We start from the raw sequence: 13,759 nt of genomic DNA on the forward strand, positions 1-13,759 counted from the left end.
CCCGGAACACTTTAACGATCCGGAGCAACGAAACCAGGGTGCGATTCGCGCCATCGCGCTACGGATGTAACGGCCGCATCCGGATCGAACCAGATGCGGCAGGTTGAATAACATTGCTCAACATTGCTCACGCGGCCTTGATGGCGATCTTCTTGGCGGCCTGCTGCGCCTCGGCCTTCTTCGGCAAGATCACCTTCAGGACGCCCTGCTTGAAGCTGGCCTCGATCTTGTCGGTGTCGACGCTGTCGGGGACTTGGAACGAGCGCTCGAACGATCCGAAGTTGCGCTCGCGCAGGTAATAATCCTTCTTCTTCTCTTCCTTCTCCTCCTGCTTCTCGCCCTTGATCGACAGCACGCCGTTGACCACCTTCACCTCGACATTCTTTTCGTCGAGGCCGGGCAGTTCGGCGCTCACCTCATAGGCCTTCTCGTGCTCGGCGACGTCTACGGCCGGCGCGACCGCAAACGATCTTGCGCGCGCCAGGCTCGGCAGGGACTCGAACAGCGACGGACTGCGCCAGAAACCGGTGTTGAAATCCTCGAACACGCGGTCGATCTCGCGGCGCAGATTCTCGAACGGCCGCCAGCCCTGCACGGACGGAGCGGACGCTTTCTCGGTGTTGACAGGCAGCTTGGCAGGTTCAGCCATGATCCATTCTCCTGGTTTCAACGCGAGACTGAGCTTCTCGGCAGGGCACAGCGCAACCGGCCGGCAAACCGCTGTTCGCGTTTGACGGGAAAAATGTATCGATGACGCGGTCGTTCAAGATTGATCGCGATCAAACTCGACGTTGGTTCCCTACCCGACCATATGACGGACTGCGGCGCGGGTCAGAAACCGGAGCTTTTCATTGAGGGGGAAGCGGCCGAAATTGGTCTTCACGGTTCCGAGCGTAAAGGCGGTCTTCTTGGAATAATCGATCTTGACCGCCACGATCACCGGCTGGCCGGTGCTCGCGATCTCGTTGGCCTGCGCGATGGCACCTGCAATGGAGGCATTGTCGTTCATCGGTACGAAGGCGGCGCCGGTTGCGAGCGCCACGCCTTCGATGTTCAGCTTGCCGAGCTGCGTGCAGGGCTTGCGGCCATAGGGGATCTGCTGCGCCTGCGCGATCTGCGCGAGCTCACCGTCGTCGAAGACGTAGTAGACGATGCCGAGTCCGTTGCTCGCCGCGGTCAGGATCTCCATGCAGGTCATGGTGAAGGCGCCGTCGCCGACGATCGCCTGCACGCTGCGATCCGGAAACGCCAGCTTGGCGCCGATGGCCGCCGGCACCGCGTAACCCATGCAGTTGAAATCGGTCGGCAGGATCACGCTCTTCGGCGCGTGGATCGGCATCAGCTCGGCGGTGAGGAAGGTGTGATTGCCGTCGTCGATTGCGAGGATGCCGTTGTCCGGCATCTGCCGGCGCAGCTCGTCGAAGAACCGCACCGGATTGACGAGGCCGGCATTGTCGTGGCGATACCAGGTGGCGCGATAGGCGGCCTTGTCCTTGGCGATCTGCTCGCGCAAGGCGCCATCGCTCGCGCGCCGCCCGCCCTTCGTCTCCAGCACCGCGAGCAGCTCCCGCAGCACGGTTGCGGCATCGCCGACCAGGCCGACCTTGGCTGGGAAATTGGCGCCGATCGCGGCCGGATTGATGTCGATATGGATCAGATTGTCCGGAACCGTGACGCCGTAGCTGCCGGTCGCGATCTCGGCAAAGCGCGTGCCGATGCCGACGAGACAATCGCAATCCTTGAACGCGTTCTGCGCCGCGGGCACCGCCGAGCTGCCGAAGCCGAAGCCGACATGCAGCGGATGATTGCCGGGAAAGACAGACAGCCCTTGCAACGTGGTCGCGACCGGCGCCTGCAGCCATTCGGCAAGCTTAATCAGTTCGGCGGTCGCGTCGCGCGTTCCCCAGCCGGCAAAGATGCAGGGACGTTTGGCGGCCGCGAGGAGTTCGGCCGCCCGCGCGATATCATTGGCCGCTTGCGGTGCGGGCCGCGGAGCCGGCTTGAACTGGGGGAGCTCGGACACATCGTCGGTCAGCAACAGGATATTGACCGGCAGCTCCACGAACACCGGGCCCGGCTCGCCTGAGGTCGCGACGCGGTAGGCCTCGAACAGGGTCGGCACCACATCCTCGTGGCGAGTCACATGGAACGTCGCCTTGGTCAGGCCGGCCATGAATTTATGCGTATCCATCTGGTGCAGCTGGTAGCGATGACCGCTGTCGGTGCGCGGCCCCCCGGTGATCACCAGCATCGGCACGCCGTCGAGGAACGCCTCGCCGATGCCGCTCGCCGCATGCGTCAGGCCGGCAGCCGGCACGACCGTCAGGACGCCGATGGAATCGGACAGCCGGCTCACCGCATCCGCCATGAAGGAGGCGCCGCCCTCGTGGGTTACCAGGACCTGCGTGATGCGGTTGGAGTTGTTGAGCGCGTCATACAGCTCGGTCGTATGCACGCCAGGGATGCCGAAGGTGAAACGCGCCCCGACCTGCTCCAACGCATAGGCCGTGAGCCAGGCTCCGGTTCTCTTCATGTCGTTTCCTCACCCGTTCAAGAATTCTGTTTTGCCATTGATCGAGGCCGCTGCCAGCCGCCCCGACAGGATACAGCCCCCGAGAAAGGTGCCCTCCAGCGCGCGCAAGCCGTGAACGCCGCCGCCGCCGAAGCCCGCGGCCTCGCCGACGGCGTAAAGACCTGGCACCGGCTGACCGGCTGGGTCGAGCACCCGGCTTTGCAGATCGGTCTGGATGCCGCCGAGGCTCTTGCGGCTGATGATGAATTCGCGCACCGCGATCAGCGGCAACGCCTTCCTGTCCGCGATCGGCTGGAATTTGCAGAGCCGGATGCGGTCGCCGCGGTAGCACCGCAGGCTCGCGATGCGGCGGAGCTGTTCGTCGTTCATCAGGCTGGCCCCACGCGCGATCGTCGCGTCATAGGCCTGAACGGCGTCGATGACCGCATCGCGCGACACCGCCTGGTCGCCCTGCAGCGCGTTCATCTTGTCCACCAGTTCAGGCAGGCTCGATGCGGTGACGAAGTCCTGGCACGTCCCGATCAGTTCATCGACGAGCCAGCGATTGCCGAACAGGATGTCGCGCAGGAAGCCGAGCCGGTTCTTCTCCCGGATCGAGGGATTGAATTCGGCGCCGGAGACGGCAAGCTCCTTCAGCGCGATGGTGCGGTTCATCAGCTGCCACGAATAAGGCCGCTCCTGGCGGCAGATGTCGGTGACCAGCCGCCGCGTGTCGAAACCCGAGACCAGCGGCTGCGGACCGATCCGCTGCCCCCGCCAGTTCAGCCAGAGTGCGGAGCGCGGCGGCACCAGCGAGAGCCCATGGCTCGGCTTGCGCGGGTGCGGATGATGCACGCCGGCGGCGTAGTTCCACATGCGGTCGAGGTGGGTGACGGTGCCGCCGGCCGCCACCGTGGCATCATGCAGCCTGCCATCGGCAAAGCGATGCGAACCGTTGAGCAAGACCTCAGGCGGCCTGCCCCAGTCACGATGCCAGTTCTGCCGGACGCGACCGAGATCGCCATTGATGCCGCCGGTGGCGACCACGACCTGTTCGGCACGGAGCTCGAAGGCAGAGCCGTCCTTTTCGTCGTGGCCTTCGGCACCGACGACAAGGCCGGCCTGAACGATCAGCCGTTCGACACGCCGGCTAAACCGCAAAGTCAGTCGGCCTGCATTGGCGTGATTGCGGAGCGCTCCGATCAGCGCGTCCGCAATGCCCTTCCCGGTGCCCCAGGCGATGTGAAAGCGCGGCACGGAATTGCCGGGTTGGAATTCGCCGCGCTCGACCCAGTTGACCACCGGTAGAAAACTGACGCCGAAGCGGCGCACCCAGCGATAGACGTCGGGCGTCGCCCGGTTCACATAGGCCTGCGCCCAGGCCAGCGGCCAGCGGTCGCCCGGATCGAATTCCGCAAAGCTCCGCCAGTCGCGCCACGCAAGCTCTGCACTGTCGCGGATGCCCTGCCGGCGTTGCTCGGGGGAATCGACGAAGAACATGCCGCCAAAGCTTTCGCGGGCGAGCCCTCCGAACGCGGGCTCCTCGTCACGATCGACGAGCAGAACCGAGCGGCCGTCGTCGAGTAGATCGAGGGCGGTGGCGATCCCTGCGATGCCGCCGCCGATGATCAGGATGTCGCTTCGCTCAGCGAGCATGGGCGCCGGTCGCTTTCCTGGCTAAAGATGAGTCGAACTCAACCCTGCCGGTTGGCGCAAATCAACCGGCTCGCGTCGGCCCGCCCGCAACGCGGAATTTACGGGCGCTGCGGGAATGGTAAACCGGACGTAAATAGCCCGTAGCAACGCAGGGAGAGAAAGACAGTGCAAAACCCCTGACTTTGGAACAGCTTACAGTGGTTTGGTGGAACACCGGCCCAGCGCAACCGCAGCTCTTGGCTGCGCGTCCGCGCCACAACGAAATTCGAAGTGAAAGCCGTTTAACACATTTTCCAGGCACAGCCGCCAAGGTAGCGGTCCGACCCCACTCACCACAGGTTCAATGACCGTGACATCCTTCGGACACGTGATCTCGGTGCGAGGCTCCCAGGCTCGTGTCGGCATCCTAGCGGCCGAGCAGCTGAGCGTTTCCGAGATCCGCGCCACAGTCGGACGTTTCATCAGCATCCGCGCTCCGAACGCCACCATCGTTGCCCTCATCACCGAGGTGTCCAGCGAAGCCGTGGCGAACGCGCGGACCTACATGGCGACCGCTTCGGTCGACCTCCTCGGCGAGATCTCAGGTCCTGCCGAACGCCCCAAATTCCAGCGCGGCGTGACCCACTATCCCACCATCGGCGATACCGTGGAGATGATCACGAGCCAGGAGCTGCGCACGATCTACGCCCCGACCGCCGGGGACCAGATCGATATCGGCGCCCTGCAGCAGGACCCGTCGGTGCGCGCTTACGTCAATGTCGAGGAGATGCTGTCCAAGCACTTCGCGGTGCTCGGCTCGACCGGCGTCGGTAAGTCGACCGGCGTTTCCCTGCTTCTGAACGAAATCCTGAAAGCGCGCCCCAACCTGCGCATCTTCCTGCTCGACGTGCATAACGAATATGGCCGCTGCTTCGGCGATCGTGCACTCGTGCTCAATCCGCGCAATCTGAAGCTGCCGTTCTGGCTGTTCAACTTCGAGGAAATCGTCGACGTCCTGTTCGGCGGTCGTCCCGGCGTGCCCGAAGAGCTGGACATTCTTGCCGAGGTCATCCCGCTCGCAAAGGGAGTCTACACCCAGTACCAGAACTCGGACCGGATCGGACTCAAGCGCATGGATCCCAAGACGGTGGGCTACACCGTCGACACGCCCGTTCCCTACCGACTGGTCGACCTCATCAACCTGATCGATGAGCGCATGGGCAAGCTCGAGAACCGCTCCTCGCGCATCATCTATCACAAACTGATCTCGCGCATCGAGACCGTGCGCAACGACCCGCGCTATGCCTTCATGTTCGACAATGCCAATGTCGGCGGCGACACCATGGCCGAAGTCATCAGCCACCTGTTCCGGCTGCCGGCGAACGGCCGGCCGATGACCGTGATGCAGCTCGCCGGCTTCCCGGCCGAGGTCGTGGACTCCGTCGTGTCGGTGCTATGCCGCATGGCATTCGACTTCGGCCTGTGGAGCGACGGCGTCTCGCCGCTGCTGTTCATCTGCGAAGAAGCGCACCGCTATGCCGCGGCCGATCGCTCGATCGGCTTCGGGCCCACCCGCAAGGCGGTGTCGCGCATCGCCAAGGAAGGCCGCAAATACGGCGTCTATCTCGGCCTCGTCACGCAGCGTCCCGCCGAGCTCGATGCCACCATCATCTCCCAGTGCAACACGCTGTTCACGATGCGGCTTGCCAACGAGCGCGACCAGTCGCTGTTGCGCTCGGCGGTCTCGGACGCAGCCGCGAACCTGCTGTCGTTCGTGCCCTCGCTCGGTACCCGCGAGGTGTTGGCCTTCGGCGAAGGCGTCGCACTGCCGACCCGGCTGCGCTTCAAGGAAGTGCCGCCGCACCAGATGCCGCGCAGTGAAGCGACCATCGCGACCGTTCCGTCGATCACCTCCGGCCACGACATGCACTTTGTCAGCGCCGTCCTCGAACGCTGGCGCGGCGCCACGTCGAGCCGCGACATGCAGGGCGATTCCGTCAGTTCCGACCGAAGCGCCGCACTTTCGATGCCGCTGGACGCGCCGATGCTGCAGCCATCGATGGGGCTCGACCCGGATCGCTTCTCGCTGTTGAAGAAGCCGCTGCGCTGAACCAGCGCGCCATCAGCCAGCAGCATGGCGATGTTGGCCGTCGACATCGGCGACCGGTTGAAGCGCTCGATCATGTTCCGGAAGGCGCCGAGCTCGTCGCGAGCCGCTCGGCAACGGTCGAAGTCTTGAACTAGCCCGGCTTGCTGTGTGCTGCCGACGCACTATGGTTGACCGGTCAGAAGCCAAGCCGGACCCATTCGATGACACAGCCCGCCATCAGCCGCTTTCCCGTTCCTGCAATCGATGCCCTCCCGGAGGACATCCGCACGCGCCTGCTCGCCGTCCAGGAGAAATCGGGCTTTGTGCCGAACGTATTTCTCACCCTGGCTCACCGGCCGGACGAATTCCGTGCCTTCTTCGCCTATCACGACGCGCTGATGGACAAGGATGGCGGGCTCACCAAAGCCGAGCGCGAGATGATCGTGGTCGCGACCTCGGCCGCCAACCAGTGCCAATATTGCGTGATCGCCCATGGCGCGATCCTGCGCATCCGCGCCAAGAACCCGTTGATCGCCGATCAGGTCGCGATCAACTATCGCAAGGCCGACATCACGCCACGCCAGAAGGCGATGCTGGATTTCTCGATGAAGGTCGCGCTTCAGGCACAGACAGTCACGGATGAGGACTTCACGATGCTGGCCGGCCACGGCTTCAGCGAAGGCGACATCTGGGACATCGCGGCGATTGCCGCCTTCTTCGCGCTGTCGAACCGCATGGCCAATGTCACGGCCATGCGTCCGAACGACGAGTTCTATCTGATGGGGCGCCTGCCGAAACCGGCGTGAAGCGCCTCAATCGTCCGTTGCCGGACCGCACCAGCCCGGCAGGTAGATCGCTTCCTTGCTCTTGGCGTGCGACAGGGCCTGCTCCATCGCGGACGAAAAGTAGGTCTCCACCGTCTTGCGCGAGATCTTCCGGCGCAGGAAATCCGCCCACAGGAATTCGCTGAACGGCGTCGTGTCCTTGGCGAACCCGCCTGCCCGGCGAAGCTCGCCGGCGAGGCTGCGGAACGGATCGTCCTTCATATCGGAGACCGACTTCGGCAGGTCCTTGAAATGACGGCGCTCGCCCTTTGCGTCATAGGGATAGGCCCAGCGCTTGTTGTCCATCACGCCCCAAAACGCGTCGCGATCGACCATGGTGAGATCGCCGATGATTGTCACCAGCACGTCCTTGACACCCTCGTCATGAAGCGCGCGCGCCAGATGATGATGGTCCACCACGTAATGGCGCTGATCGGGCCCCAGGACGACGGGGATCATGTGCCTACCGAGCAATTCGGCCTGCTTCTTCTTTTTGTGCTGTCGCCAGCGCTCACGCTTCTCCTTCACCTCGCGCATCCCGACCGTCATCTGGGTCGGTCGCAGTGACAGGATAGGCACCGGGTGCAATGCCGGCTCGCGGGTGTTCGCCATGCTCAAATCTCCGGTATCCAAATATCGCGGCGGTTCTGCGATTCATGTAATTATGCCATGGTCATACGGGTGCTCAAGCGCCACACGCGCCGAGTCCCGGATCGAGTGGGCTTGCAAAGTGGGCTTGCAATTTGAAACAGCTTGCTGGCGAACATAACGACTGGATCACAAAGGGGCGCGTCGTGCGTATCGGTGGGCGCGAGGTCGTCACCGAGGGATTGAATCTCAATTTCTGGGACGACATCAGTCATCGCTGCATGACCGCATCGTGGTCGGCTTTCATCGCCGGGGCCGCGTTCGTGTTTCTCGCCTTTAACGCCATCTTCGCTGCGTTCTATTGGCTCGGCGATCAGCCGATCTCGAACGTCCCGGGGGCCGCCTATATCGATTATTTCTATTTCAGCATCGAGACGCTCTCGACCGCCGGCTACGGCGACATGCACCCGCAGACGCATTACGGCCACTTCATCGCGACGATCGAACTGTTCACCGGCATCTTCTCGATGTCGGTCATGACCGGGCTGATCTTCGCCCGCTTCTCGCGGCCGCAGGCGCGACTGCTGTTTGCCAACCGGCTCGTGATCTCCAATCATGAAGGCATGCCGACGCTGATGGTTCGCCTCGCCAATGAGCGACAGAACCTGATCGGCAATGCCAGTGCCCGGCTGTGGCTGTTCAAGAACGTCGTGACCGCCGAAGGCATGCCGTTTCGACGCTTTTACGAACTGCCGCTGTTGCGCAATGAAAGTCCCGTACTGGCGCTGAGCTGGACGCTCTATCACGTCATCGATGACACGAGCCCATTGCACGGCATGGCCACGGCCGATCTCGAAGCCGGCAACGTGTCCCTGTCGGTCGTGGTGACGGGTTATGATGTTGTTGCGGCGCAAACCGTGCATGCGCGCAAGACCTACGACCATCCCGACATTTGCTTTGGCCGTCGTTATGCCGACATTCTGGACGCCACGAGCACAGACGGACGCATCCGGATCGATTACGGCCGGTTCCACGAAACCGTCGAAATCTGATGCTGGCGATTGCAGCCCAAGGTCGAATTGGCGCAAGCGCGCACGTCTGTCCTGCTAAACTTTCTTTGTGAGACGCGGCAGCTGCGTGTTAGAAGATCGGATCGGAGTCAAAGGCCATGAAGACCCAGCGCCCCGTTGCAGCCGAGGATGAGCACCGCGTAGTGCCCTTCCGGCCGCGTAGCGCGCCGACCCGGCGAGTGATGGACGGGGGCGGCCCACCGGTGCCGCTGCCCCGACGGGAGCCCATTCAACCAGATCCCCTTGATTTGTCGCGCTACGAGCGGTCCCGCGAGGACGCCGATGATTATCGCCACAGAATTCTCGCCAACATCGCTGCCTTTGCCTTCACCGTCGCGCTGACAGCCATCGGCATATGGCTCGCGATGAGCATCGCGGACCTGCGCAAAACCCAGGATTGCGTTTTGACCGGACGGCGCGACTGCGCCCGCATTATCACGGAGCCCTACACGCCCTGATCGTGCCGTGATCGCGGGCGAAATCGCACCCCGCACTCGGTCCAAGCCGGCTGCAGCCGGCTTGCCTGCCTCCATTGAACTCGCGGCGGCGCTCCGATATACGGGCACTCGACTCCCGGGCGACGGGGACTCCAGGGCTCGTACCAGGACGCAGCCCTCCGCCGAATCACCCGTCGCGCCGCATCGGAATTGTCACCAATATATCAAAGGCTTAGTGATGTCCTCAACATTCGATCAGGTCGCCACGATCATCGCTGAAACCTGCGACATCCCGCGCGACACGATCACGCCGGATAGCCATGCCATCGACGATTTGGGGATCGACAGCCTCGATTTCTTGGACATCGCCTTTGCGATCGACAAGGCGTTCGGCATCAAACTGCCATTGGAAAAGTGGACTCAGGAAGTCAACGACGGCAAGGCCAGCACCGAACAGTATTTTGTGCTGAAAAACCTTTGCGCGCGTATCGACGAACTGGTCGCAGCTAAGGGCGCCTGATCGCCCGCCATGAGAATCGAATATTTCCAGCTCATTGACCGCATTCTCGACCTCAATCTGGACGAGAAAACCATCACGGTTGAAGCGCAGGTTCCGCTCACGAGCACGATCTTCGAGGGGCATTTCCCGGGCTATCCGATCATGCCGGGCGTGCTCCTGATCGAGTCGATGGCGCAGACCTCGGGCTGGCTGCTGCTGGCGCTGATGAAGTTCGAGCGCATGCCGTTCCTGGCCGCCGTCAAGGAGGCCAAGATGCGTGGCTTCGTCACGCCCGGCGAGGTGCTGACCGTGGAGGCGAACGTGCTGCACGAGGGCTCCGGCTACGCCATCACCGAAGCGCGGGTGAAGGTGGCCGGCAAGCTGCGGTCCAACGCGACCATCACCTTCAGCCACGTCCCCTTCCCCAACCCTGAGCTGCGCGGATACATGGACGATGTCGCCAAGCGCGTCGGGTTTCCGCAACAGGCCGAGTTATCATGACCGAGACGACATCTGTGACGCCGGAACCAGTCGAAGTCTGGATCACCGGCATTGGGCTTGCGACCTCGCTCGGCGAGGGCCTTGATGCGAACTGGGAGGCGCTCAACGCCGGCCGCATCAATGTCAACGAGACGGGTCTTGCACCCTATGTGGTGCACCCCTGGGCGCCGGTGAATCTGGAGACGCAGATCCCCAAGAAGGAACAGCGTCAGATGGAAGCCTGGCAGCGCATCGGCACCTATGCCGCCGGCCTTGCGCTCGACTCGGCTGGCCTCAAGGGCAACAAGGATATCCTGTCGCGCATGGACATGATCGTCGCTGCCGGTGGCGGCGAGCGCGACATTTCCGTCGACACCAATATCCTCAACGCGGAAGCCCAGGGCAATTGCACGCCAGGCTTCCTCAACGACCGGCTGATGAACGATCTGCGCCCGACCTTGTTCCTGGCGCAGCTCTCCAACCTGCTCGCAGGCAATATCGCCATCGTCCACGGCGTCTGCGGCACCTCGCGCACCTTCATGGGTGAAGAGGTGTCGGGCGTCGATGCCGCGCGTATCGCGCTGGCGCGAATCGCGGGCGGCCAGAGCGAGATCGCGCTGGTCGGCGGCTCGCATAATGGCGAGCGGAAGGATCTCCTGGTCCTCTACGAATTCGGCGATTACAATCTGAAGAACAAGTTCGTCCCGGTCTGGGCGCGTCAGGAACATCCGGGATTTGCGCTCGGCTCGGCCGGCGCCTTCCTGGTGATCGAATCGAAGGCGCATGCCCTGGCGCGCGGCGCCAAGCCCCTGGCCCGGCTCACCAGCGTCGTTGCCGATCACGCCAAGCGCAAGCAGCCGGGCGCGGTGACCGCGACGCTCGATAAGTTGTGGTCCTCCATCGGAGTTCATGACGGCAGTGGGGCCATCATCACCGGCGCGACCGGCGCCGAACCCGTGACGTCCGAGGAACGCGCCTTTCTCGATCGGCACAAGAATTTCGCGGTGCGATCGAGCGGCACGCGGTTCGGCCACACGATGGAGACGCAGTTCGCACTCGGACTTGCGCTCGCGGCGCTGTCGATCTCGCGCGGCGCGCTGTTTCCGCCCGGAGATTCCACCGGCGTGGAGATTGAAACCAAGGAAGCCCCGACCCAGATTGTGGTGGTTGGAGCTGGCCATTACCGCGGCGAAGGCATGGCCTTGGTCGAAGCGGTCAAGTGAACGCGGCGTTGCCGACCCACACACGCGACGGGGGACATCATGACTGCTGCACGTGACAAGTTTGGACGCCCCATCGTCGTGGTCACCGGCATGGGCGTCGTGACCTCGCTCGGCGCCGGCAAGACCGACAATTGGGCCAAGCTCGTCGCCGGCGAATCCGGCATCCGCACTATCACGCGGTTTCCGATCGACGGCCTGAAGACGACCATGGCCGGCACGGTGGACTTCGTACCCGTCACGCCGTTCACGTCCACCGGACTTGCCGAACGGCTTGCGCATCTTGCCGTCGAGGAAGCCATCGAGCAGTCCGGGGTCGGCCGCAAAGGCGATTTCCCCGGCCCCCTGTTCCTGGCGGTGGCGCCGGTCGAGATCGAGTGGCCGCAGCGCCTCGAACTTGCCCACGCCGTCGGCGGTACCGAGTTCAACTATGACGACCTGCTCAGGGTCTGCGGCGGCGGCAAGTTCCTGCCCTATCACCATCGCTTCCTATTCGGCTCCGTGGCCGACTCTCTCAGCGAGACCTTCGGCACCAAGGGCTCGCCGATCTCGCTGTCGACCGCCTGTGCCTCCGGCGCCACCGCGATCCAGCTCGGCGTCGAGGCGATCCGTCGCGGCGAGACCGATATCGCCCTGTGCGCGGCGACCGAGGGCTCGGTCAACCCCGAGGGTCTCGTGCGCTTCTCGCTGCTGTCGGCGCTGTCGACCCAGAATGAACCGCCGCAGGCCTCGTCAAAGCCGTTCTCGAAGAATCGCGACGGCTTCGTGATGGCCGAAGGCGCCGGCGCGCTGATCCTGGAAAGCTATGACGCTGCGGTCGCTCGCGGCGCCACCATTCTGGGCGTGATCGCCGGCTGCGGCGAGCTCACCGACTCCTTCCATCGCACCCGCTCCTCGCCCGACGGCAAGCCGATCATCGGCTGCATCCGCAAGGCGCTGGCCGATGCCGGCATGGCGCCGGAGCAGATCGACCACATCAACGCTCACGGCACCGCGACGCCCGAAAACGACAAGATGGAATATGTCGGCGTCTCCGCCGTGTTCGGCGAGCACACCAGCAAGATTCCGGTGTCCTCGAACAAGTCGATGGTCGGTCACACGATCTCGGCTGCAGGTGCGGTCGAAGCGATCTACTCGCTGCTCACGCTCGAACATCAGCGGATCCCGCCGACGATCAATTACGATATCCCGGACCCCGCGATCCTGTTCGATGTGGTCGGCAACAAGGCCCGTGACGCACGCGTCACCACCGTGATGTCGAACTCGTTCGGCTTCGGTGGCCAGAATGCTTCACTGATCCTGACGCGCGAACCGGCGTGATCGGCATTCATCTGTCGCGATGAACGCCCTGCTCGTTCGGACCAAGGCCCGATTCCGCGAGGCCTCGAAGTCGCTGGGCGCATCGGCCGTTGGTGCGCTCACCGTCGGCCTGTTGCGCGCGACGCGCTATTTCGATCCGATCAAGACAGCCGACCTGTTCGCCCGCGTTGCGCAACTGATCGGCCCGCGGCTGCGCGAGCACAGGATCGGTCGCGCCAATCTCGTTGCGGCCTTCCCTGAGAAATCGCCGCAGGAGATCGATGCAATTCTCGCCGGCGTCTGGGACAATCTCGGCCGGGTCGGCGCCGAGTTCGCTCATCTCGACAAGATCTGGGACTACGAGGAAGCGCATCCGGAGAAGAGCCGGATCTGGCTGTCGCCGCGGACCTACGAGTTGTTTCATCAGCTCAGGCTCGACGGCAAACCGGCGCTGATCTTCGCAAGCCACCTCGCCAATTGGGAGATGCCGGCGCTGGCCGCGGTCGCCCATGGGCTGGATGCGGCGATCCTTTATCGCAAGCCCAATATCGCCTCGGCCGACCGCATCATCCAGGAGATGCGGCAGGTGAAGATGGGCACCCTGATCCCGGCCGGCCGCGACGCACCGCTGCGGCTGGCGGAGGCTCTGCAGCGCGGCCAGCACGTCGCCATGCTGGTCGATCAGTATCTGGCGAGCGGCGTTGAGGTGACGTTTTTCGGCCGCAAGACGCGCGCCAATCCGACGCTGGCACGGCTGCTCCGCCAGGTCGAATGCCCGGTACATGGCGTGCGCATCATCCGCCAGCCGAACCACCGCTTCGTCGCGGAGCTGACCGAAGAGATACAGCCCGTCCGTGACGCCAAGGGTCAGATTGACATCCAGGGCACCATGCAGGCCGTCACCTCGGTCATCGAGGGTTGGATCCGCGAATATCCCGAACAATGGCTCTGGCTGCACCGCCGCTGGCGGTAGGCCCGACGGAAAATTCCTCCACAAGGAAGATATTCCGCAGCAGGCCATGCTCCGTAAGCGCCATCTTGCGGAAGAAATCAGTTACACCTTCCGTCAACCCTCGCTACCGTAGAGCCGCCCCGCTCGACCCCGC

Annotated in this window: 13 protein-coding genes; 9 read left to right on the forward strand and 4 right to left on the reverse strand. The window is 63.6% G+C overall.

Annotated features, from left to right (window positions below):
• Positions 1-127 precede the first annotated feature (127 nt).
• From QX071_RS26565 to QX071_RS26575, 3 genes are all read right to left on the reverse strand, one after another.
• The gene (locus QX071_RS26565) at positions 128-649 is read right to left on the reverse strand and encodes an Hsp20/alpha crystallin family protein (protein WP_315705251.1); all 522 of its coding nucleotides are present in this window, start codon (positions 647-649) and stop codon (positions 128-130) included.
• Positions 650-799: 150 nt separating this feature from the next.
• The gene (locus tag QX071_RS26570) at positions 800-2,533 is read right to left on the reverse strand and encodes a thiamine pyrophosphate-binding protein (RefSeq protein WP_315705250.1); all 1,734 of its coding nucleotides are present in this window, start codon (positions 2,531-2,533) and stop codon (positions 800-802) included.
• 9 nt (positions 2,534-2,542) lie between these two features.
• Positions 2,543-4,168, reverse strand: a complete 1,626-nt coding sequence (locus QX071_RS26575; RefSeq protein WP_315705249.1) for an FAD-binding dehydrogenase — start codon at positions 4,166-4,168, stop codon at positions 2,543-2,545.
• 343 nt (positions 4,169-4,511) lie between these two features.
• On the opposite strand from QX071_RS26575, the gene QX071_RS26580 reads away from it, so the two are divergent.
• Both QX071_RS26580 and QX071_RS26585 read left to right on the forward strand, forming a co-directional pair.
• Positions 4,512-6,257 (forward strand): ATP-binding protein, encoded by a 1,746-nt coding sequence (locus QX071_RS26580; protein ID WP_315705248.1) that lies wholly within the window; start codon positions 4,512-4,514, stop codon positions 6,255-6,257.
• Between the two features lie 200 nt (positions 6,258-6,457).
• On the forward strand, positions 6,458-7,042 hold the full coding sequence (locus QX071_RS26585; RefSeq protein WP_315705247.1) for a peroxidase-related enzyme: 585 nt from the start codon (positions 6,458-6,460) through the stop codon (positions 7,040-7,042).
• A gap of 6 nt (positions 7,043-7,048) precedes the next feature.
• Here QX071_RS26585 and QX071_RS26590 read toward each other — a convergent pair whose 3' ends face one another.
• Positions 7,049-7,672, reverse strand: a complete 624-nt coding sequence (locus QX071_RS26590; RefSeq protein WP_315705246.1) for a ParB-like protein — start codon at positions 7,670-7,672, stop codon at positions 7,049-7,051.
• 131 nt (positions 7,673-7,803) lie between these two features.
• Here QX071_RS26590 and QX071_RS26595 point away from each other — a divergent pair, with 131 nt between their 5' ends.
• From QX071_RS26595 to QX071_RS26625, 7 genes are all read left to right on the forward strand, one after another.
• Complete coding sequence (locus QX071_RS26595; RefSeq protein WP_315729486.1) at positions 7,804-8,700, forward strand: ion channel; 897 nt, start codon at positions 7,804-7,806, stop codon at positions 8,698-8,700.
• A 116-nt stretch (positions 8,701-8,816) separates the two neighbouring features.
• A complete protein-coding gene (locus QX071_RS26600) occupies positions 8,817-9,176 on the forward strand; it encodes a hypothetical protein (RefSeq protein ID WP_315705244.1) in 360 nt (119 codons plus the stop codon).
• A 217-nt stretch (positions 9,177-9,393) separates the two neighbouring features.
• Entirely contained in the window at positions 9,394-9,675 is a 282-nt protein-coding gene (locus QX071_RS26605) for an acyl carrier protein (protein WP_006609130.1), read from the forward strand.
• Positions 9,676-9,684: 9 nt separating this feature from the next.
• Positions 9,685-10,155 carry a 3-hydroxyacyl-ACP dehydratase FabZ family protein gene (locus QX071_RS26610; RefSeq protein ID WP_315705243.1) on the forward strand — a complete coding sequence of 157 codons (471 nt, stop codon included), beginning with the start codon at positions 9,685-9,687 and terminating at the stop codon, positions 10,153-10,155.
• Positions 10,152-11,357 carry a beta-ketoacyl-ACP synthase gene (locus QX071_RS26615; RefSeq protein WP_315705242.1) on the forward strand — a complete coding sequence of 402 codons (1,206 nt, stop codon included), beginning with the start codon at positions 10,152-10,154 and terminating at the stop codon, positions 11,355-11,357. Before QX071_RS26610 ends, QX071_RS26615 begins: the two co-directional genes overlap by 4 nt.
• Positions 11,358-11,396: 39 nt before the next feature.
• A complete protein-coding gene (locus QX071_RS26620) occupies positions 11,397-12,674 on the forward strand; it encodes a beta-ketoacyl-ACP synthase (RefSeq protein ID WP_315705241.1) in 1,278 nt (425 codons plus the stop codon).
• A gap of 19 nt (positions 12,675-12,693) precedes the next feature.
• Complete coding sequence (locus tag QX071_RS26625) at positions 12,694-13,626, forward strand: lipid A biosynthesis lauroyl acyltransferase (RefSeq protein WP_315705240.1); 933 nt, start codon at positions 12,694-12,696, stop codon at positions 13,624-13,626.
• The last annotated feature ends 133 nt before the right edge of the window (positions 13,627-13,759 follow it).

It is taken from the genome of Bradyrhizobium sp. SZCCHNS1022 (assembly GCF_032484835.1).
GTDB lineage: Bacteria > Pseudomonadota > Alphaproteobacteria > Rhizobiales > Xanthobacteraceae > Bradyrhizobium.

Bases quoted from the DNA above. Each gene is read 5' to 3' on its own strand.
- QX071_RS26600 (WP_315705244.1), top strand. From the start codon at position 8,817: ATGAAGACCCAGCGCCCCGTTGCAGCCGAGGATGAGCACCGCGTAGTG.
- QX071_RS26620 (WP_315705241.1), top strand. From the start codon at position 11,397: ATGACTGCTGCACGTGACAAGTTTGGACGCCCCATCGTCGTGGTCACC.
- QX071_RS26585 (WP_315705247.1), top strand. From the start codon at position 6,458: ATGACACAGCCCGCCATCAGCCGCTTTCCCGTTCCTGCAATCGATGCC.
- QX071_RS26570 (WP_315705250.1), bottom strand. From the start codon at position 2,533: ATGAAGAGAACCGGAGCCTGGCTCACGGCCTATGCGTTGGAGCAGGTC.
- QX071_RS26605 (WP_006609130.1), top strand. From the start codon at position 9,394: ATGTCCTCAACATTCGATCAGGTCGCCACGATCATCGCTGAAACCTGC.
- QX071_RS26580 (WP_315705248.1), top strand. From the start codon at position 4,512: ATGACCGTGACATCCTTCGGACACGTGATCTCGGTGCGAGGCTCCCAG.
- QX071_RS26575 (WP_315705249.1), bottom strand. From the start codon at position 4,168: ATGCTCGCTGAGCGAAGCGACATCCTGATCATCGGCGGCGGCATCGCA.
- QX071_RS26615 (WP_315705242.1), top strand. From the start codon at position 10,152: ATGACCGAGACGACATCTGTGACGCCGGAACCAGTCGAAGTCTGGATC.
- QX071_RS26590 (WP_315705246.1), bottom strand. From the start codon at position 7,672: ATGGCGAACACCCGCGAGCCGGCATTGCACCCGGTGCCTATCCTGTCA.
- QX071_RS26610 (WP_315705243.1), top strand. From the start codon at position 9,685: ATGAGAATCGAATATTTCCAGCTCATTGACCGCATTCTCGACCTCAAT.
- QX071_RS26625 (WP_315705240.1), top strand. From the start codon at position 12,694: ATGAACGCCCTGCTCGTTCGGACCAAGGCCCGATTCCGCGAGGCCTCG.
- QX071_RS26565 (WP_315705251.1), bottom strand. From the start codon at position 649: ATGGCTGAACCTGCCAAGCTGCCTGTCAACACCGAGAAAGCGTCCGCT.